The sequence below is a fragment of the Marinicauda pacifica genome (genome assembly GCF_004793635.1).
Classification (GTDB): domain Bacteria; phylum Pseudomonadota; class Alphaproteobacteria; order Caulobacterales; family Maricaulaceae; genus Marinicauda; species Marinicauda pacifica.
Genome location: NZ_SRXV01000001.1, coordinates 969226 through 987214, shown reverse-complemented (window position 1 = coordinate 987214; position 17989 = coordinate 969226). Strand labels below are relative to the sequence as shown.

The following is a 17989-nucleotide window of genomic DNA, read 5'->3' as shown; positions in this document are numbered from 1 at the left end:
GGATCGATTTGCCTATGCAGGGCGTGCCCGCTATCGATGCCGGACGCCGAGAAAGGACCAGTCATGACCGATGACGTGATCATCCGCCGGACGGGCGATGTCGGCCGCATCAGCCTCAATCGTCCCAAGGCGCTCAACGCGCTGAACCAGTCCATGGTCGACGCCATGATCGAGGCATTGACGGCCTGGAGGGACGATGACTCCATCAAGGCCGTCGTGGTCGACGGTGAGGGCGAGAGGGGCTTCTGCGCTGGCGGTGACATCAAGATGCTGGCCGAGAGCGGCAAGGCGGGCGATGATCGGGCCTGGCGCTTCTGGCGCGATGAGTACCGGCTCAACACGCTGATTTTCGAATATCCCAAGCCCTATGTCGCGCTGATCGACGGCATCACGATGGGCGGCGGCGTCGGTGTATCGGTTCACGGCTCGCACCGGGTTGCCGGTGACCGGACGATGATTGCCATGCCTGAAACCGGGATCGGCTTTCACCCCGATGTCGGCGGGGCCTATTTCCTGCCGCGCCTGGCCGGCTGTCTCGGTGAATGGATGGGCCTGACCGGGGCGCGCCTGAAGACGGCGGATGCCATCGCGGCCGGCGTCGCGACACACTACGTGCCGAGCGAGCGCAATGGCGAGCTGATCTATGCGCTGGAGACCGAACGCCTCGACGATGACGGCGAGCGGATCGAGGAATTGCTCGACGGGTTCGACGGCAAGGTTGGCGACAGCGATCTGGCCCTGGAACGCGGACTGATCGACGCGGCGTTCTGTGAACCGTCCATCGAAGCCATTCTCGCCGCGCTCGATGCCGCCGGAGATAACTGGTCGACGAGACAGGCGGAGCTGTTGCGTGCCAAGTCGCCGACTTCGCTCGCCGTCACGCTGGAGGCGATCCGGACCGGACGCGATCTGGAGTTCCGCGATGTGATGGCGCAGGATCTGCGCGTTTCCATGCGCTTTCTGCGTCCCGGGTCGGACTTCTATGAAGGCGTGCGCGCTGTCGTGGTCGACAAGGACAATGCCCCGTCCTGGGGTCCGGTCCCGGCAGACCGTGCCGTTTTCTTCGCGCCGCTCGATGACGATCACGAGATGAGCTTCATTTAAGGGGAGGCCACATGGCCCGTATTGGATTTATCGGACTGGGAAACATGGGTTCGGGCATGGCGGCCAACATGGTCAAGGCCGGCCACGAGGTCTTTGCGTTCGATCTGAACAGCGACGCGGTCAAGGCGCTCGAAGCCAAGGGCGCGAAGGCGGCCCAAAGCCTGGCCGACGCAGTACGCGGTGCCGAGGCGATCGTCACCATGCTGCCCGCCGGTCAGCATGTGCGCAGCGTCTATGAAGGCGATGACGGCATCCTGCAGCTGGCCGAACACGATGCCATCCTGATGGATTGCTCCACGATCGATGTGGAGTCTGCGCGTGCCGTCGCTGGCGAGGCCGACAAGAAGCAGATGGCGTTTGTCGACGCGCCGGTCTCCGGCGGGGTTGCCGCGGCCGAAGGCGGGACGCTGACCTTCATGGTCGGGGGCAGCCAGGCCAGCTTCGACAAGGCCAAGCCTTTCCTGGATACCATGGGCAAGGCGGTGATTCGTGCCGGCGATGCCGGGGCGGGCCAGGCGGCCAAGATCTGCAACAACATGCTGCTCGCGATCACCATGATCGGCACCTGCGAGGCCATGAACCTGGCGCAGAAGCTGGGGCTCGACCCCCAGAACTTCTTCAATATCGCGTCCCAGGCCTCCGGCCAGAGCTGGTCGCTGACGAGCTATTGCCCGGTGCCCGGTCCTGTGCCGGCTGCGCCCTCCAATCGCGATTACAAGCCGGGCTTCGCGGCTCCGATGATGCTGAAGGACCTGCGCCTGGCCATGCAGGCGGCCGAACGTGTGGACGCCTCGACGCCTCTGGGTCAGCGCGCGGAGAATCTGTATTCGGTCTTTAACGAGTCTGGCGGAAACCAGTTGGACTTCTCTGGAATCATCAAGATGCTCCAGGGTGAAATCGGGCAGGTGCCGGAGTGAATTTGCGAAGCGTTTTCAAAGTGTAGCCGCGACATTCGGTCTCCTCTGGAGCAGATGACGCAAGCTTTGGTTCGTGGCACTGTCTTGAAAACGGAGTAAGGCGCCATCCGATGGTGGTGAAACGGCAATGAATTATAACGAAGCCTTCAAGACGGCCGTAGCCCGGGTCCGGGCCGAAGGACGCTACCGCGTCTTTGCCGACCTGCTGCGCACGCGGGGCAGTTTCCCGCGCGCCCGCTATCGCGTCTCCACCGGCGAGATGCGCGACGTGACGGTGTGGTGCTCGAACGATTATCTCGCCATGGGCCAGAGCCCGTGCGTGGTCGGCGCGATGAAGCAGGCGCTCGACGATGTCGGCGCAGGCGCGGGCGGGACTCGCAACATTTCCGGCACGACGCACTACCATGTCGAACTCGAGCGCTCGCTGGCCGAGCTGCACGAGAAGGAATCCGCGCTCCTCTTCACCTCCGGTTATATCGCCAACCAGGCGACGCTGGCGACGCTGGGCAAGATTCTGCCCGGCCTCATCATCTACTCCGACGCGCTGAACCACGCCTCGATGATCGAAGGGGTGCGCCAGGCCAATTGCGAGAAGCATGTCTGGCGCCACAACGACGTCGAGCATCTCGAAGAGCTCCTCAAGGCCGCGCCGCTCGACGCGCCGAAGGTCATCGCGCTTGAGTCCGTCTACTCGATGGACGGCGATATCGGTCCGTTGCGCGAAGTCTGCGACCTGGCCGACAAGTATAACGCCATGACCTATCTCGACGAGGTCCACGCGGTCGGCCTCTACGGCCTGCGCGGCGCCGGCGTGGCCGAGCGCGAAGGTCTGCTCGACCGCTTCGACATCATCGAGGGCACGCTCGGCAAGGCGTTCGGCGTGATGGGCGGCTATATCGCGGCCGACGCGGTCATCTGCGACGCGATCCGCTCCTGGGCGCCCGGCTTCATCTTCACCACCTCGCTGGCGCCGGCGATTGCCGCAGGCGCGCGTGCCAGCGTCGAATTCCTCAAATCGGCCAACCATTTGCGCGAGGCCCACCAGGAACGCGCGGCTGCGCTGAAGGCGCGTCTGACAGCCGAGGGCTTCCCGCTGATCGAGTCGGTGACCCACATCGTCCCGATCCATGTCGGCGATCCGGTCCTGTGCAAGCGCCTGACCGATGCGCTTCTGGACGAGCACGGCATCTACGTGCAGCCGATCAACTATCCGACCGTGCCCAAGGGGACCGAGCGCATGCGGCTGACCCCGACGCCGCTGCATACCGACGAGATGTTCGACGAACTCGTCTCCGCGTTGAAGGCCGTCTACGCCAAGCATGCGCGTATCCGGGTTGCGGGATGAGCCAGGGCCGCGATCCGTCTGCGGGCCGCGAGATCATCTTCGAATTCCAGACCGTGGGCGAAATCGTTCGCGTCGCCGCCATCGATGTCGACACGGGCGAGGAGGTCGTGATCCAGGGCCCGGGCTCGACGCCGAAGGCAGAGCTCAAGCGCATCGCTTCCCGGAAGCTGGCGCGGCGTCTGGAACGGCTGTCGGGCTCTTCGGGCGATGAAACGAAAACGCCCCGGCGCGGCGGCCGGGGCGTCATCGTCTGAAAAAGTCGCGGGCGTTTTACTTGCCGCGCTTCTTTGCCGCGCCCCGGCCGAGGCCGATATCCTTGGCAAATTGCGAGCGGCGGCGCGAGTAGGCGGGCGCAACCATCGGGTAGTCGGCCGGCAGGCCCCATTTGCGGCGGTATTCTTCCGGCGACATGTCGTATTGCGAGCGCAGGTAGCGCTTGAGCATCTTCAGCTTCTTGCCGTCTTCCAGGCAGACAATGTAGTCGTCCTGGACCGATTTCGAGACCGGTACGGCCGGCTTCTGCTTGGTCTCGACTTTTTCTTCCTCTTTTTCGGACAGCGACCGCATCGTCCCGTAGATCGATTTGATCAGTTCCGGCACGTTCTCCGACGGAATAGAATTGTGCGTCAAGAACGACGCGACAATATCCGTGGTCATGCGAAGGATTTCTTCCTGATCGACGGAGTTAGCAAGGTCTTCGGTCATAAGTTATCCTGTCTGACGAGGCGTGTTCGCGCTCAAATGCGCACCAATTGCGGTCCTATATTGCGTTTGCGCGCGCTCTACAAGTCGCCTTCGGGAACAATTTCAGTCCAACCGGCTCATCCGCTCTTGCCTAGTTAAGTACACTTAACGACCATCTTTGGTGTCTTTGATGCGACGCACACACCTTCGCGGTGTTGTCGCGAACGGGCAGGGGACGTATGTCTGTGCATACGCACAAGCCTAGGGAGCGCGCCATGCCTGACGATCAGTCGAGGACTCACATCCAATCCTTCTTCTCCGAGAGCCTGGCGTCACGCGATCCCGAGCTGGCTTCGGCCATTTCTCGCGAGCTGCACCGCCAGCAGACCCAGATCGAGTTGATCGCCTCGGAGAACATTGTTTCGCGCGCTGTCCTTGAAGCTCAGGGCTCGCCGCTGACCAACAAGTATGCCGAGGGCTATCCGGGCAAGCGCTATTACGGCGGCTGCGAGTTCGTCGACATTGCCGAGGATCTCGCCCGCGACCGCGCCAAACAGCTCTTCGGCGCCGCCTACGCCAATGTGCAGCCCAATTCGGGCAGCCAGGCCAATCAGGCCGTCTTTCTGGCCCTGCTCAAGCCGGGAGACAGGATTCTCGGGCTCGATCTGTCGGCCGGCGGGCACCTGACCCATGGCGCGCGTCCCAACTTGTCCGGCAAGTGGTTTGACGCGCACCACTATGGCGTGCGCGAGGACAACGCGCTGATCGATTACGATGCGCTGCGTGAGCAGGCCAAGGAGCTCAAGCCGCAGATGATCATCGCCGGCGGCTCGGCCTATCCGCGCGAGATCGATTTCGAAGCCTTCCGTTCCATCGCCGACGAGGTGGGCGCCTATCTGCTGGTGGATATGGCCCACTTTGCCGGCCTGGTCGCGGGCGGCGCCTATCCCAACCCGGTGCCGCATGCCGATATCGTCACGACGACCACGCACAAGACGCTGCGCGGTCCGCGCGGCGGCATGGTCCTGTCGCGCGACGAGGACATCGGCAAAAAGATCAACTCGGCCGTTTTCCCCGGCCTGCAGGGCGGTCCGCTCATGCACGTCATCGCGGGCAAGGCGGTGGCCTTCGGCGAGGCGCTGCGGCCCGAGTTCAAGACCTACGCCAAGGCGGTGATCGAGAACGCCCAGGCCATGGCCGCCGCTCTGGTAGATGCCGGTTACGACATCGTGTCCGGCGGTACCGACAGCCACGTCGCCCTGGTCGATCTGCGCCCCAAATCGCTGACCGGCGACATTTCGGAGAAGGCGCTCGAGCGCGCGCACATTACCTGCAACAAGAATGGCGTCCCGTTCGATCCCGAAAAGCCCTTCGTCACGTCCGGCCTGCGCGTCGGCTCGCCCGCCGGGACCACCCGCGGCTTCGGCAAGGAGGAGTTTACGCGCATCGGCGAGATGATGGCCGAAGTCCTCGACTCGCTGGCCGAGAATCGCGATGGCGACGACGCGACCGAGGCGCGGGTTCGCGACGAGGTGGTCGCCCTGTGCGAACGCTTCCCGATCTACGCCGAGCTTGGCTAGAGGATTGAACGCGCGTGCGCTGTCCCTTCTGTAGCCATCCCGATACCCAGGTAAAGGACTCCCGTCCCGCCGAGGACGGCCAGGCAATCCGCCGGCGGCGTCAGTGCCCGTCCTGCGCGGCGCGCTTTACCACGTTCGAACGCGTCCAGTTGCGCGACCTCCACGTCATCAAGACCGATGGCAAGCGTGCGCCGTTCGATCGCGACAAGCTGGTGCGATCCATCCTGCTGGCGGCCCAGAAGCGCTCCATCGACCGTGAGAAGCTCGAGCAGATGGTCTCCGGGATCGTCCGCCGTCTTGAAAGCGGCGGAGATCCGGACATTCCCTCCAAGGTGATCGGCGAACTGGTGATGGAGGCGCTCAAGCATCTCGATACCGTTGCCTATGTCCGCTACGCCTCGGTCTACAAGGATTTCCGCGAGGTCGCCGACTTCTCCGACTTCATCAAGGGCGAGAAGCTGACCCGGTCCGGGAAGATCGTGGCCACACCGGACGAAGACGAATGAGCACCGGCTCTGAAGAGGCCGGCGCAGGGCCGGTCGAAATCGTCCTGAAGCTGGCGACGTCGCTCGATGGTGCGATCGCCCTCGCCAATGGCGACAGCCAGTGGATTACCGGAGAAGAGAGCCGGCGCGCCGTCCATCGCATGCGCGCCGAGACCCAGCTCATCCTGACGGGTGCCGGGACGGTTCGTGCCGACGATCCGCGCCTGACGGCGCGCGATGTCGACGCGTTCAACGGTCCGCAACCTGATTGCGCGATCCTGAGTTCGAGCGGGGATCTCGCCTCCGACGCCCGGCTTCTGGAGGAAAGACGGCGCGTCATGCTGTTCTCCGCCGAGTCGCCGGCCTCGGTGCCCGAAGGTGTCCAGTCGATCACGGTGGAGGGCGATGTGAATGCGCGCCCGCGCTTCGAACAGGTCATCGAGAGCCTGCGCGAGCGCGGCTACACGCGCATTCTCATCGAGGCCGGTGCCAGGGTCGCGACCTCCGCACTCGCCTCCGGCCTTGTGACCCGTATCGAATGGTTTCGCGCGCCGATCGTGCTGGGCGGAGATGCCAAACCGGTTTTCGCAGACCTTCGCCTTGAGAGACTGGACGCCGCACCCAGATTTATCCGCATCGATGTGCGTCCCTGCGGGGCGGACACTCACGAGACCTACCGGCGGGAGACGGCCTGATGTTCACCGGGATTGTAACCGCGAGCGGACGCATCGCGCGTCTGTCCGGAGACTCCGTGCGCCGCTTCGAGATCGAAGCGCCCTACGATCCGGCGAGTATCGCGCTCGGGGCCTCCATTGCCCATGCGGGCGTCTGTCTGACCGTGGTCGATGTCATTGGTCTGGACGAGGGGTGCCGGTACGCGGTCGAAGTCTCGCCGGAAACGCTGGCGCGGACCACGCTGGGCGACTGGCGCGAAGGCGACAGCGTCAATCTGGAACGCGCTCTGAAAGTGGGCGATGAACTCGGCGGTCACATCGTTCAGGGACACGTGGACGGGACGGGCCGGGTGGTCTCGGCCGAGCGAAGCGATGGCTGGCTCACCCTGCGCGTGGAAGCCCCCGGCGCGCTGGCGCCCTTTATTGCGGAAAAGGGGTCCATCGCCGTGGACGGCGTCTCCCTCACCGTGAATGCGGTCGCGGGAAATGTCTTCGACCTGATGATTATTCCCCATACCGCACAGATCACCTCGATCGGGACGCTGCAGCCAGGTCAGCGCGTGAACCTTGAGGTGGATATCATGGCGCGCTACGCCGCGCGTCTGGCCGAGACTACGGCTCAAGCCTGAAAGCGAAATTCTGTGACACACATCCACACCCCGCCGCTCGCGCCGATCGAGGACATCATCGAGGATGCCCGCAACGGGCGGATGTTCATCCTGGTCGATGCCGAGGATCGGGAAAATGAGGGCGATCTGATCATTCCGGCGCAGTTCGCCACGCCGGAAGCAGTCAACTTCATGGCCAAGTACGGGCGCGGATTGATCTGCCTGTCGATGACGCAGGCCCGGTCGCGTGCGCTCGGCCTTCAGCTGATGACCGGGCATAACCGCTCGCGTCAGACCACCGCCTTCACCGTGTCGATCGAGGCGCGCGAGGGCGTGTCGACCGGCATCTCCGCGCACGACCGCGCCCGCACGATCAATGTCGCGATCGACCCGACCAAGGGCGAGGAAGACATCGTTTCGCCCGGTCACGTCTTTCCGCTGATGGCGCGCGATGGCGGGGTTCTGGTTCGCGCCGGCCACACCGAGGCGGCCGTGGATGTCGCGCGTCTCGCGGGCATGAACCCGTCTGGCGTGATCTGCGAGATCATGAACGATGACGGGACGATGGCGCGTCTGCCGGACCTGATAGAGTTTGCCCGGACCCATGATCTCAAGATCGGGACCATTGCCGACCTGATTGCCTACCGTCGCAAGAATGACCGCTTTGTCGAACGCCAGGTCGATGGCGAGGTCACGACCAAGTGGGGCGGGCCGTTCAAGCTCTCCGTCTTCCGCTCCCTGGTGGACAATGTCGAGCACGTGGCGCTGACGCGCGGTGATTTCACCGCTGACTGGCCGGTGCTGGTGCGCATGCACAAGGTCAGCTTTACCGACGATATTCTGGGCACTGCCGGTTCGCGAGAAGGTCTGGTGGAGCAAGGCATCAAGGCGATTTCCGCTCATGACGGACCGGCGGCGATGGTGTTCATCCGCGAGACCAATCCGTCGGCCATTACCGAGCGCTTCGGGGCGACGCCCGTCGATCCGCCCCACGCCCAGGAAGCGCGCCGTCTGCGCGAATACGGGGTGGGCGCGCAGATCCTCCTCGATCTGGGAGTGAGGCGCATGATCCTGCTGTCCACTGCGCCGCAGAAGATCGTCGGGCTTGAAGGTTACGGCCTGGAAGTTATTGAACAGCGCGAGATTGAAGGACATGACGATGACTGACACCAAAGTCCTCCTCGTAGCCGCGCCGTTCTACGAGGAAATCACCGAAGAACTGCTCAGGGGTGCGCGCGCGGAACTGGATGCGCGCGGCGTGGCGCACGAGACGTTCGAGGTCCCCGGCGCGTTCGAGATTCCCGGCGTCATTGCCCAGGCCGAGGCGGCACGGGCCGGGTTTGACGGCTATATCGCGCTCGGCTGCGTCATTCGTGGCGAGACAAGCCATTATGACTATGTCTGCGGGGAATCGGCCCGCGGACTGATGGACCTCTCCCTGAAGGGGGTCGCGATCGGCTACGGCATTCTGACGGTCGAGAACATCAAGCAGGCGCGTGTCCGCTCCATGGTGGACGAAAAGAACAAGGGCAAGGATGCCGCCGATGCCTGCCTGACCATGATCGAGGCCCGCAGCCGGTTCGGTGGCGCGCGATGAGCGAAGAGGCGTCCGACAAGCGCGCCCGTCTGCGCCGTTCTGCCCGTCTGGCCGCCGTGCAGGCGCTCTACCAGATGGAACTGGCAGGCGCCGGGGCGAGCGAAGTCACCCGCGAATTTCTCTCGCACCGTTTCGGCCACGATGACGAGCCGGGCGATTACCTCGCAGCTGATGAAGCCTTTTTCGAGGATTTGCTGAGCGGTGTGGTGAAGGCTCAGGACCGCGTAGACGAGACGATCCGGTCAACCTTGAAGACGGGCTGGAAGCTGTCGCGGCTGGACTCCACTCTGCGCGCCATTCTCCGCGCGGGCGGCTACGAGCTTCTCGAGCGCAGCGATGTGCCGGTCGGCGTCGTCATCAACGAATATGTCGACATCGCCCATGCCTTCTATGAGGGTAGCGAGCCTGGCTTCATCAATGCCTCGCTGGAAAGCTTTGCCCGCCGCGTCAGGCCGGAGGCCTTTAACTAGAGCACTTTCAGCGAAAGTGGCTTCCGGTTTCGCGGTTCGAAAATGCGGCAAGACAAGAGCCCAGGGCGAAGCCTTCTCGGACGAAAGAGCGGTTTCATGGCGCGATACGGCGAATTCGATCTGATCGCCTCCCTGCTTGCCCCGCTCGCCTCCGGTCATCCGGGGGCGTACGGCCTGCGCGATGACGCCGCCACGATCGCGCCGGACGACGGCCACGAGTTCGTCGTCACCGCCGATACTCTGGTCGAAGGGCGACATTTCTCCGAAGGCGACGATGCGGGGGGCATCGCCCGCAAGGCCCTGCGCGCCAACCTTTCCGATCTCGCCGCCATGGGGGCGAGGGCGCGATTCTACCTTTCCAGCCTGGTCTGGCCCGACAAGACCGAAGCCGAGTTTCAGCGCCGCTTCGTGTCGGGCTGGGCGGCCGATCAGGAACGCTATGGCGTGACCCTGATCGGCGGCGATATTACCGCCTCCCCGGGCCCGTTCGTGATCCAGATCACCGCCATTGGCGACGTGCCGCTCGGCCGGGCGGTTCGCCGGGGTGGAGCGCGGCCCGGCGACCTTCTGGCCGTGACCGGCACGATCGGCGATGCCGGTCTCGGCCTGGCCTGCCGGACGGGTAAGCTCGATCTCGAGGACAGGCACAGCCAGGCGCTGATAGAGCGTCATTTGCGTCCCGAACCGCGTCTCGGCATCGCCGAAGCCCTGCGCCGGTACGCAAATGCGGCCGTCGATATTTCCGACGGTCTGATCGCGGATGCGGGCCATATCGCGTCGGCCAGCGATTGTTCGCTCACCATCGATCTCGAAGACATGCCGGTCTCGGCCGGTGCGCAGGCCTGGCTGGATCGTCAGCAGGACGAAGCGGCCGGGCGGGTGGCGCTCGCCACCTCCGGCGACGACTATGAACTGGCCTGCGCTGTCCCGCCCGATCACGTCGGCGGGTTCGCCGATGCGTGCCGGCACGCCGGACTTGGCCTGACAGTGCTGGGCCGATTCGACGCCGGCGAGGGGGTCACCGTGCGCCATCGCGGGAAGACGCGGGAAATTTCGCGCGCAGGCTTTACCCATTTTTGAGGCTCCTCGTTTAGAAGGGCCCGCATGATCACTCGCGCACTCCTTTCCGCCTCGGTCCTGCTTGTCGCATCCGCCATGCCCGCCTTCGCCGGCGGGGGCGGAGGAGGAGGCGGTGGTAGTAGTAGTGGTAGTAGTAGCCACGGCGCAGCCCCCGCGGCGGAAGCCTCGATGCGCACCAATGTCCACGTCTCCAGCCTCGCGTTACCCAACGACCTGGAATCGCATGCAGAAACCGCCGCAGACGCGATGGCGCCGCCGGAAGGGCCCTATGTGGACCTTCCCGCCATGAACGTCCCGGTCGTGCGCTCCGGCCGCCTGATGGGCTATTCCTTCGTCGTCGTACGGGTGCATCTGGATTCCTCAGCCGATGAATGGCGCGTGCGCGACCGGACTCATCTGCTGATGGACGCCGCCATCCGCGCCATGCACCAGACCCCCTTCGTGTATGTCGGGCATGAAGTGTATGACGCCGCCTCGGCGCAAGCCGAAATCGCGCAGCGAATCGAGTCGATCCTGAGCGATGCCGAAGTCTCGCAGGTCGAGCTGATCGGCGGCGACGTCCGGTTGTTGCGTAGCTAAGCCCCTAATATTTCAGTATTTCGTCAGTTTGCGACGTCTATTGCACGCGCAGACTGTGTTGAGGCATAGTCCGTCTACCTATCGGGTAGGGAGCGGACCGAAAATACGATTCCAGACAAGCGGCCGTCCCTTCAAATAATCAAAACCCATACATTGGGGGGAATAAGCAATGAGTATTGAACTCTGGCTGTGGCTTACCGTGGCAGCGGGCCTGATCGCGCTCGTCTACGGCGCCGTGACCGTCCGGTCCATCCTGTCGGCCGATGCCGGCAGCGAGCGGATGAAGGAAATCGCTCAGGCCATCCAGGAAGGCGCGAACGCCTATCTGAAGCGCCAGTACACCACGATCGCCATTGTCGGCGTCGTCATCTTCGTCATCGTCTTCTTCCTGCTCGGTCTGTGGGCGGCGATCGGCTTCGCGGTCGGGGCGATCCTGTCGGGCATGGCGGGCTTCATAGGCATGCTGGTCTCGGTCCGTGCGAACGTGCGGACCACCGCCGCTTCGCAGCAAAGCCTGGCCAAGGGCCTGTCCATGGCCTTCCGCTCCGGTGCGGTGACCGGCATGCTCGTTGTCGGCCTCGCGCTTCTCGGCGTCTCGGTCTACTTCATGATCCTGACCATGGGACTCGGCTATGCGCCGGGCGACCGGGCGGTGATCGACGCGCTCGTGGCGCTGGGCTTCGGCGCCTCGCTGATTTCCGTCTTCGCCCGTCTCGGCGGTGGCATCTTCACCAAAGGTGCGGATGTCGGCGGCGACATGGTCGGCAAGGTCGAAGCGGGTATTCCCGAAGACGATCCGCGCAACGCGGCGACCATCGCGGACAATGTGGGCGACAATGTCGGCGACTGCGCCGGCATGGCCGCCGACCTGTTCGAGACCTATGCGGTTACTGTTGTGGCCACGATGGTGCTGGCCTCGATCTTCTTCGCCGGCGGCTCGCAGGTCGACGGCATGGTCCTGCCGCTCGCCATCGGCGCGGTGTGTATCGTCACCTCCATCATCGGCACTTTCTTTGTCCGTCTGGGCAAGAAGGCTAACATCATGGGCGCGCTCTATAAGGGCTTCATCGCCACCGCGCTCCTGTCCATCCCGGCCGTCGCCGGCGTCATCTGGACGCTGGTCCCGGAAGGACTTCAGCGTGAGGGCGGGACCGACATCCCGGCCATGAGCCTCTTCCTGTGCGGCATTGCCGGCCTCCTGGTGACCGGCTTCATCGTCTGGATCACCGAATACTATACCGGCGTCGAGCACCGCCCCGTGCGGTCCGTGGCGCGCGCTTCGGAATCCGGGCACGGCACGAACGTGATCCAGGGCCTCGCCGTCTCGCTGGAATCCACAGCGCTGCCCGCCATCGTGATCATCGCGGGCATCATCGTGACCTTCAATCTGGCGGGCCTGTTCGGCATTGCCATTGCGACCACAACGATGCTGGCGCTGGCCGGCATGGTCATCGCGCTCGATGCTTTCGGCCCGGTCACGGACAATGCCGGCGGCATTGCCGAAATGGCCGAGCTGGACGGCTCGGTGCGTGAGACCACCGACGCGCTCGACGCTGTGGGCAACACGACCAAGGCCGTGACCAAGGGCTATGCGATCGGCTCGGCGGGTCTCGGCGCCCTGGTACTGTTTGCCGCCTACACCGAAGACATCCGCTTCTTCTCCGACCGGGCCGAAGCCGGCAGCTTCTTTGACGGCATCGTCGTCGATTTCGCCCTGTCCAACCCCTATGTCGTGGTCGGGCTATTGTTCGGCGGGCTTCTGCCCTTCCTGTTTGCCGGCATGTCGATGATGGCTGTGGGCCGCGCGGCCCAGGCGGTTGTCGAGGAAGTGCGCCGCCAGTTCCGGGAAATCCCCGGCATCATGGAGCGCACGGCACGTCCCGATTACGGGCGGGCGGTCGACATTCTCACCACGGCGGCGATCCGCGAGATGATCGTGCCCTCGCTCTTGCCGGTTCTGTCGCCCATCGTGCTCTTCTTCGTGATCCTCGCGATTGCGGGCAAGGCGGCGGCGCTCGCCGCGGTCGGGGCCATGCTGCTCGGCGTCATCGTGACCGGCCTCTTCGTGGCGATCTCCATGACCTCCGGCGGGGGTGCCTGGGACAATGCGAAGAAATACATCGAGGACGGCCATCACGGCGGCAAGGGCAGCGAAGCCCACAAGGCCGCGGTGACGGGCGATACCGTCGGCGATCCCTACAAGGATACCGCCGGCCCTGCCGTCAACCCGATGATCAAGATCACCAATATCGTGGCCTTGCTTCTGCTCGCAGTGCTTGCCGGTCACTAGCCCGATCTGATCGTTGAAAACGAGAAAGCCCCGGTCGCAGGACCGGGGCTTTTTCTTTCGTCCGTTCTATGGCTGGCCGCCTAGCTTCCATCCGGGCGCGGGCCGCCCGCGCCGCCGGGCAGGTTCTGCTCGCCGCCGAAGGTTTCGCCCGGCAGGCGTCCGACATTGCCCAGCAATTGCTCCAGCACGGTCAGCTCGCGTCCGCGCGTGGGCGTTTCGCGATCGATGAAGGCGACGACGCGGCCGTCCTCCACGCCGTATTCCTCGATCTCGGCCAGCGTGCCGTTATCGTCGAAGCGCAGCGTCAGGACGCGGCGGTCGCGCGTTTCGGGCCTCAGATAGGCGAGGTATTCGCGCGTCGCGCTGATGTAATACCAGGTGTTGTCCTCGAACGCGCCGCGTGTGGACGGATTGCCCAGGGTATCCAGCACTGTGGCCTCGGTATCCTCGCCGACGGTAAACTCGGGCACCTCGCCATCGGAATAGCGATAGCCGTGCGTGCGCAGGGTCGGATTGCAGGCGGCGGCCAGAAGGGCGCCGGTCAGAACGGCGGAAACGGCCAGAGAGCGTCGCAGTGACATGGGGCTTGCGCCCTCCTTGAGCAGATCTGTCGCGCTGGCTCAGCGGCAGCGCAACATTGACGTACCGGGCGATGATCTTAGCTTCAAGTCCTGTGTGAAGGGAGCCATCAACAACATGTTCGCACGGCTGTTCAAAAAAGACCCGATGAAAGCGGTCGGAGCGCGCCTTTACGATGACGTGGTGGCCGCCGCGCGCCGTCCTGTTCTGTACTCGGCTGCCGGGGCGCCGGACACGGTCGATGGCCGCTTCGACATGATCGTCCTGCACGCCGTGCTGGTGATGCGGCGCCTGCGCGCGGGCGGGGAGGCGGGCTCCGCGGCCTCGCAAGCGTTGTTCGACCGCATGTTCGACGATCTCGATGCGGCCTTGCGCGAAATGGGCACGGGCGATCTGAAAGTCGGCAAGAAGATCCGCGAGATGGGCGAGGCGTTCTACGGCCGGGCGAAAGCCTATGACGACGCGCTCGATACCGGCAACGCAGCCGGGCTCGGCACGATCATCCAGCGCAACCTGTTTGACGAGGACGGCCATGAGCGCGCTGCCGCCGCCGGCCGTACGCTTGCGCGCTACATGCTGGACAGCGAGACGCTTCTGGCCGATCAGGACCCTGCCTTGTTGATCGACGGCCGGTCGCGGCCCCGATTCGCCTCGCCGCAATAGGCCTCTATCGCGTTCTGCCTGCCATTACCCCTGTCCGGCCCGGCTTGCATTGAGCAGGTCATGGGGTAAGTTTCGCGCGTTTTGACCCGCCCCCGGCGGGTCGTTGGACCGGATTTGATTCATGCCTTCACCCTTGGTCCTGTCTGTCGATGCCATGGGGGGCGACCACGCCCCTGAGAGCATCGTCGATGGCGCCGCTCATTTCCTCAAGGGACGCCAGCGCCCTGTGCGGCTGATCCTGCATGGCGACGAGGCGCGCATCCGTCCGCTGCTCGCGCGCCACACGGCACTCGCCGAGGTCTGCGAGATTCGCCACACCGACCAGACCGTCTCGATGGATGCCAAGCCGTCCGAGGCGGTCCGGCGTGCGCGCGGCTCCTCGATGTGGAATGCGGTTCACGCCATCAAGGACGGGGAGGCGCATGTCGCCATCTCCGCCGGCAATACCGGCGCGCTGATGGCGATCTCCAAGGTCATCCTGCGCATGAAATCAGGCGTGCACCGCCCGGCCATCGCCGCCAGCTGGCCGGTGCCTCAGGGATTTTGCACGGTTCTGGATGTGGGCGCGAACGTGGATTGCGCGCCCGAACAGCTGGTCGAGTTCGCGGTTCTGGGCGAATCCTTCCATCGCGCCGTCCACCGTGTGAGCCGCCCCAGCGTCGGCCTGCTGAACGTGGGCCAGGAAGAGCTGAAGGGCGATCAGGTCGTGCGCGATGCCGATACCCTCCTGCGCGAAGCCGGGCTCGACATGGATTATCGCGGCTTCATCGAGGGCAATGATATCTCGGCTGGCACCACCGATGTCGTCGTGACCGACGGCTTCACTGGCAATGTTGCGCTGAAGACGGCCGAAGGCACCGCCCGCCTGGTGGGCGGCTGGGTGCGCGAAGCGCTGACCAGCTCGCCTCTGGCCAAGCTTGGCGCCGCGCTGCTCAGCATGGGCGCGCTCAAGCAATTGCGGGCGCGCATGGACCCGAACAACGTCAATGGCGGCGTTTTCCTCGGCCTGAACGGTGTGGTGGTCAAAAGTCATGGCGGAACGGACGGTCCGGGCTTTGCCACGGCGCTGCGCATCGCCCTTGAGATGGCCGACAGTCACTTCCTGACCGAGATCGAACAGAATCTGGCGCGTCTGGAAGCCGTCCAGGCCGCAGCCCCGCAGTCCGGATCCGAAGAGGAGCACGCGTGACCCGCACGATTTCCCGCATCGCCGGCGTTGGCGCCTATCTCCCGGAACGGGTCATGACCAATGCGGACATGTGCGAGATTGTGGAAACCAGTGATGAGTGGATCCGCGAGCGCACCGGCATTCACGAGCGCCGCATTGCCGCCGAGGGCGAACTGACCAGCGATCTGGGCACGCACGCCGCGCGGGCGGCGCTCGAACACGCGGGGATCAGCGCCGGCGCCGTCGATCTGATCGTCGTGGCCACGGCGACACCGGACCTGACCTTTCCCGCGACTGCAACCATCATCCAGGAAAAGCTGGGGGTGGAGCAGGGGGCGGCCTTCGACGTTCACGCCGTGTGTTCCGGCTTTATCTATGCGCTGGCCACCGCCGACAATTTCATCAAGGCCGGGCAGGCGCGCTGCGCCCTGGTGATCGGGGCCGAGACCTTCTCGCGCATCCTGGACTGGGAGGACCGCGCGACCTGCGTGCTGTTCGGTGACGGGGCGGGAGCAGTTGTTCTGACTGCGGGCGAGGAGGCCGAAGATGAAGGCCTGATTGCCACGCATCTGCGCTCGGACGGGCGCTTCCGCGACCTTCTTTATGTGGATGGCGGGCCGTCCGCGACGCAAACGGTCGGGCATCTGCGCATGCAGGGCAATCAGGTCTTCAAGCACGCCGTGACCAAGATTGCCGGTTCCATCACCGAGCTGGCTGCACTTTCGGGGCGCGAGATCGCGGACATCGACTGGTTCATTCCGCACCAGGCCAATGAACGCATCCTGCTCGGCGTGGCCAAGCGGCTGAACATTCCCGTCGAGAAAGTGGTCTCCACAGTCGCCAGACACGGGAATACGTCAGCGGCATCGATTCCGCTGGCCTTCGAGGCTGCGATTGCCGATGGCCGGGTCAAGCGCGGCGACCTGGTCTTGATGGAAGCGCTCGGCGGAGGCTTCACCTGGGGCGCGGCGTTAGCACGTTATTGAGGCTCCAGCGTGGTTAACGTTGACCGTATCTATCGAGACAACGTAGGCTCGGGGTGGTATTTTAATTGAGGGTGTTTCGATGACTGGCAAGACACTGACCCGTGCCGATCTGGCCGAAGCCGTTTACCGGGAAGTCGGGCTGTCGCGACAGGACTCCGCCACCCTGGTCGAGTCGGTGCTGGACTTGATGGCGGACACGCTCGCCGGCGGTGAAACGGTCAAGCTCTCCTCCTTCGGGTCTTTCGCCCTGCGCGAGAAGAATGGCCGGATGGGCCGTAATCCGAAGACGGGCGAGGAAGTGCCGATCGACCCGCGCCGCGTGCTGGTGTTCAAGCCGTCCCAGGTCCTCAAGGATCGCATCGACGAGGCCTTGGCGAAATAAGAATGGCTTCCGAGAAGTCGCCCGACGCCTACCGCACGATTTCCGAGGCCGCCGAAGAGGCGGACCTGCCGGCGCACGTCCTGCGGTTCTGGGAGTCGAAATTCACCCAGCTCAAACCGCTCAAGCGCAATGGCGGGCGGCGGCTCTACCGTCCCCAGGACATTCAGCTTCTGAAGGGCTTGCGCCAGCTCCTCTACGAAGAGGGTTTCACCATCAAGGGGGCGCAGAAATACTTACGCGACCACGGGGTGGCCGTCGTGGCCGAGCTTGGAAAAGGCGGCGGCTCGCCCTTTTCCGACGCGCCTGGTGTTTCCGAGACACCAGACGCTGCGGCCGATGCCGAGAGCGCCCGGCCAGAGGCCGGCACCAATGATGAGAGCGCAACCCCGGTGGGCGCAACGGCACCGCTAGACGCGGCCGGCCGCGCCAGGCTGGAACACGTGCTCGAGCGGTTGATCGGCGCGCGCGACTCGCTGCGCCAGGCGATGGAGAGCTGAGCTCTGCGGGGCCGGCTGCCTTTCTAATCGGCCCTTTGGCGGTCACTGTCAGTCGGCTCACAATCGCGGTTGCCGCCCGCGGCCCGCGCGCCTATAACGCCGCTTCCTTCGCCTTACCCCCCTGGCGAAGTGGGCATCAGTCGGAACGTGGCGCAGCCCGGTTAGCGCACCGGTCTGGGGGACCGGGGGTCGCGGGTTCGAATCCCGCCGTTCCGACCATTCCTCCCTTTTTCGTTGATGTGTTTCGCGCGCAGCCCTAGCGGTGCTGGGTCCGAAGTCGGCTGGCGCCGTGGCCGGCATC

The 17989-nt window shown here is 64.6% G+C and carries 21 protein-coding genes and 1 tRNA gene; 20 read left to right on the top strand and 2 right to left on the bottom strand.

What is annotated here, in order from left to right:
• Positions 1-63 precede the first annotated feature (63 nt).
• The 4 genes from E5162_RS04740 to E5162_RS04725 all read left to right on the top strand — a co-directional run bounded on the left by E5162_RS04740 (position 64) and on the right by E5162_RS04725 (position 3620).
• Positions 64-1104: an enoyl-CoA hydratase/isomerase family protein gene (locus E5162_RS04740; RefSeq protein ID WP_135943780.1), complete on the top strand. Its 1041-nt coding sequence runs from the start codon at positions 64-66 to the stop codon at positions 1102-1104.
• Between the two features lie 11 nt (positions 1105-1115).
• Positions 1116-2021 (top strand): 3-hydroxyisobutyrate dehydrogenase, encoded by a 906-nt coding sequence (mmsB, locus tag E5162_RS04735; RefSeq protein WP_135943779.1) that lies wholly within the window; start codon positions 1116-1118, stop codon positions 2019-2021.
• A 127-nt stretch (positions 2022-2148) separates the two neighbouring features.
• Positions 2149-3366, top strand: a complete 1218-nt coding sequence (gene hemA / locus E5162_RS04730) for a 5-aminolevulinate synthase (RefSeq protein WP_135943778.1) — start codon at positions 2149-2151, stop codon at positions 3364-3366.
• A complete protein-coding gene (locus tag E5162_RS04725) occupies positions 3363-3620 on the top strand; it encodes a DUF6898 family protein (protein ID WP_188634447.1) in 258 nt (85 codons plus the stop codon). The genes hemA and E5162_RS04725 overlap by 4 nt, the downstream gene beginning before the upstream one ends.
• A gap of 16 nt (positions 3621-3636) precedes the next feature.
• Here the strand turns inward: E5162_RS04725 and E5162_RS04720 are convergent, their stop codons facing one another.
• Positions 3637-4071 carry a Ros/MucR family transcriptional regulator gene (locus E5162_RS04720; RefSeq protein WP_135943777.1) on the bottom strand — a complete coding sequence of 145 codons (435 nt, stop codon included), beginning with the start codon at positions 4069-4071 and terminating at the stop codon, positions 3637-3639.
• A gap of 254 nt (positions 4072-4325) precedes the next feature.
• Between E5162_RS04720 and glyA the strand changes: the two genes are divergently transcribed.
• The 10 genes from glyA (at position 4326) to E5162_RS04670 (ending at position 13413) form a co-directional block, all read left to right on the top strand.
• Positions 4326-5630 (top strand): serine hydroxymethyltransferase, encoded by a 1305-nt coding sequence (gene glyA, locus E5162_RS04715; protein WP_135943776.1) that lies wholly within the window; start codon positions 4326-4328, stop codon positions 5628-5630.
• A 14-nt stretch (positions 5631-5644) separates the two neighbouring features.
• Positions 5645-6136, top strand: coding sequence for a transcriptional regulator NrdR (nrdR, locus tag E5162_RS04710; protein ID WP_135943775.1), 492 nt, complete (start codon positions 5645-5647; stop codon positions 6134-6136).
• On the top strand, positions 6133-6810 hold the full coding sequence (locus E5162_RS04705) for a RibD family protein (RefSeq protein ID WP_135943774.1): 678 nt from the start codon (positions 6133-6135) through the stop codon (positions 6808-6810). The genes nrdR and E5162_RS04705 overlap by 4 nt, the downstream gene beginning before the upstream one ends.
• Positions 6810-7418 carry a riboflavin synthase gene (locus E5162_RS04700; RefSeq protein ID WP_135943773.1) on the top strand — a complete coding sequence of 203 codons (609 nt, stop codon included), beginning with the start codon at positions 6810-6812 and terminating at the stop codon, positions 7416-7418. The genes E5162_RS04705 and E5162_RS04700 overlap by 1 nt, the downstream gene beginning before the upstream one ends.
• Before the next feature lie 12 nt (positions 7419-7430).
• Positions 7431-8564: a 3,4-dihydroxy-2-butanone-4-phosphate synthase gene (gene ribB, locus E5162_RS04695; protein ID WP_206751033.1), complete on the top strand. Its 1134-nt coding sequence runs from the start codon at positions 7431-7433 to the stop codon at positions 8562-8564.
• Positions 8557-8994, top strand: a complete 438-nt coding sequence (ribH, locus tag E5162_RS04690) for a 6,7-dimethyl-8-ribityllumazine synthase (protein WP_135943772.1) — start codon at positions 8557-8559, stop codon at positions 8992-8994. Before ribB ends, ribH begins: the two co-directional genes overlap by 8 nt.
• A complete protein-coding gene (nusB, locus tag E5162_RS04685) occupies positions 8991-9464 on the top strand; it encodes a transcription antitermination factor NusB (RefSeq protein WP_135943771.1) in 474 nt (157 codons plus the stop codon). Before ribH ends, nusB begins: the two co-directional genes overlap by 4 nt.
• A gap of 96 nt (positions 9465-9560) precedes the next feature.
• A complete protein-coding gene (gene thiL / locus E5162_RS04680) occupies positions 9561-10544 on the top strand; it encodes a thiamine-phosphate kinase (RefSeq protein ID WP_158291196.1) in 984 nt (327 codons plus the stop codon).
• Between the two features lie 24 nt (positions 10545-10568).
• Complete coding sequence (locus E5162_RS04675; RefSeq protein WP_135943769.1) at positions 10569-11123, top strand: hypothetical protein; 555 nt, start codon at positions 10569-10571, stop codon at positions 11121-11123.
• Between the two features lie 169 nt (positions 11124-11292).
• Positions 11293-13413 carry a sodium-translocating pyrophosphatase gene (locus E5162_RS04670; RefSeq protein WP_135943768.1) on the top strand — a complete coding sequence of 707 codons (2121 nt, stop codon included), beginning with the start codon at positions 11293-11295 and terminating at the stop codon, positions 13411-13413.
• 80 nt (positions 13414-13493) lie between these two features.
• Here E5162_RS04670 and E5162_RS04665 read toward each other — a convergent pair whose 3' ends face one another.
• Positions 13494-13994: an outer membrane protein assembly factor BamE gene (locus tag E5162_RS04665; protein WP_135943767.1), complete on the bottom strand. Its 501-nt coding sequence runs from the start codon at positions 13992-13994 to the stop codon at positions 13494-13496.
• Between the two features lie 115 nt (positions 13995-14109).
• Here E5162_RS04665 and E5162_RS04660 point away from each other — a divergent pair, with 115 nt between their 5' ends.
• From E5162_RS04660 to E5162_RS04635, 6 genes are all read left to right on the top strand, one after another.
• Entirely contained in the window at positions 14110-14655 is a 546-nt protein-coding gene (locus E5162_RS04660) for a ubiquinol-cytochrome C chaperone family protein (protein WP_135943766.1), read from the top strand.
• A 121-nt stretch (positions 14656-14776) separates the two neighbouring features.
• Positions 14777-15844, top strand: a complete 1068-nt coding sequence (gene plsX / locus E5162_RS04655; RefSeq protein WP_135943765.1) for a phosphate acyltransferase PlsX — start codon at positions 14777-14779, stop codon at positions 15842-15844.
• Positions 15841-16809 carry a beta-ketoacyl-ACP synthase III gene (locus tag E5162_RS04650; protein WP_135943764.1) on the top strand — a complete coding sequence of 323 codons (969 nt, stop codon included), beginning with the start codon at positions 15841-15843 and terminating at the stop codon, positions 16807-16809. Before plsX ends, E5162_RS04650 begins: the two co-directional genes overlap by 4 nt.
• A 79-nt stretch (positions 16810-16888) precedes the next feature.
• A complete protein-coding gene (locus tag E5162_RS04645; protein WP_135943763.1) occupies positions 16889-17191 on the top strand; it encodes an integration host factor subunit alpha in 303 nt (100 codons plus the stop codon).
• 2 nt (positions 17192-17193) lie between these two features.
• The gene (locus E5162_RS04640) at positions 17194-17688 is read left to right on the top strand and encodes a MerR family transcriptional regulator (RefSeq protein ID WP_135943762.1); all 495 of its coding nucleotides are present in this window, start codon (positions 17194-17196) and stop codon (positions 17686-17688) included.
• Positions 17689-17829: 141 nt separating this feature from the next.
• A tRNA-Pro gene (locus E5162_RS04635) sits at positions 17830-17907 on the top strand.
• Positions 17908-17989 lie beyond the last annotated feature (82 nt).

Bases quoted from the DNA above. Each gene is read 5' to 3' on its own strand.
- E5162_RS04740 (WP_135943780.1), top strand. From the start codon at position 64: ATGACCGATGACGTGATCATCCGCCGGACGGGCGATGTCGGCCGCATC.
- mmsB (WP_135943779.1), top strand. From the start codon at position 1,116: ATGGCCCGTATTGGATTTATCGGACTGGGAAACATGGGTTCGGGCATG.
- hemA (WP_135943778.1), top strand. From the start codon at position 2,149: ATGAATTATAACGAAGCCTTCAAGACGGCCGTAGCCCGGGTCCGGGCC.
- E5162_RS04725 (WP_188634447.1), top strand. From the start codon at position 3,363: ATGAGCCAGGGCCGCGATCCGTCTGCGGGCCGCGAGATCATCTTCGAA.
- E5162_RS04720 (WP_135943777.1), bottom strand. From the start codon at position 4,071: ATGACCGAAGACCTTGCTAACTCCGTCGATCAGGAAGAAATCCTTCGC.
- glyA (WP_135943776.1), top strand. From the start codon at position 4,326: ATGCCTGACGATCAGTCGAGGACTCACATCCAATCCTTCTTCTCCGAG.
- E5162_RS04705 (WP_135943774.1), top strand. From the start codon at position 6,133: ATGAGCACCGGCTCTGAAGAGGCCGGCGCAGGGCCGGTCGAAATCGTC.
- E5162_RS04700 (WP_135943773.1), top strand. From the start codon at position 6,810: ATGTTCACCGGGATTGTAACCGCGAGCGGACGCATCGCGCGTCTGTCC.
- ribH (WP_135943772.1), top strand. From the start codon at position 8,557: ATGACTGACACCAAAGTCCTCCTCGTAGCCGCGCCGTTCTACGAGGAA.
- nusB (WP_135943771.1), top strand. From the start codon at position 8,991: ATGAGCGAAGAGGCGTCCGACAAGCGCGCCCGTCTGCGCCGTTCTGCC.
- thiL (WP_158291196.1), top strand. From the start codon at position 9,561: ATGGCGCGATACGGCGAATTCGATCTGATCGCCTCCCTGCTTGCCCCG.
- E5162_RS04675 (WP_135943769.1), top strand. From the start codon at position 10,569: ATGATCACTCGCGCACTCCTTTCCGCCTCGGTCCTGCTTGTCGCATCC.
- E5162_RS04670 (WP_135943768.1), top strand. From the start codon at position 11,293: ATGAGTATTGAACTCTGGCTGTGGCTTACCGTGGCAGCGGGCCTGATC.
- E5162_RS04665 (WP_135943767.1), bottom strand. From the start codon at position 13,994: ATGTCACTGCGACGCTCTCTGGCCGTTTCCGCCGTTCTGACCGGCGCC.
- E5162_RS04660 (WP_135943766.1), top strand. From the start codon at position 14,110: ATGTTCGCACGGCTGTTCAAAAAAGACCCGATGAAAGCGGTCGGAGCG.
- plsX (WP_135943765.1), top strand. From the start codon at position 14,777: ATGCCTTCACCCTTGGTCCTGTCTGTCGATGCCATGGGGGGCGACCAC.
- E5162_RS04645 (WP_135943763.1), top strand. From the start codon at position 16,889: ATGACTGGCAAGACACTGACCCGTGCCGATCTGGCCGAAGCCGTTTAC.
- E5162_RS04640 (WP_135943762.1), top strand. From the start codon at position 17,194: ATGGCTTCCGAGAAGTCGCCCGACGCCTACCGCACGATTTCCGAGGCC.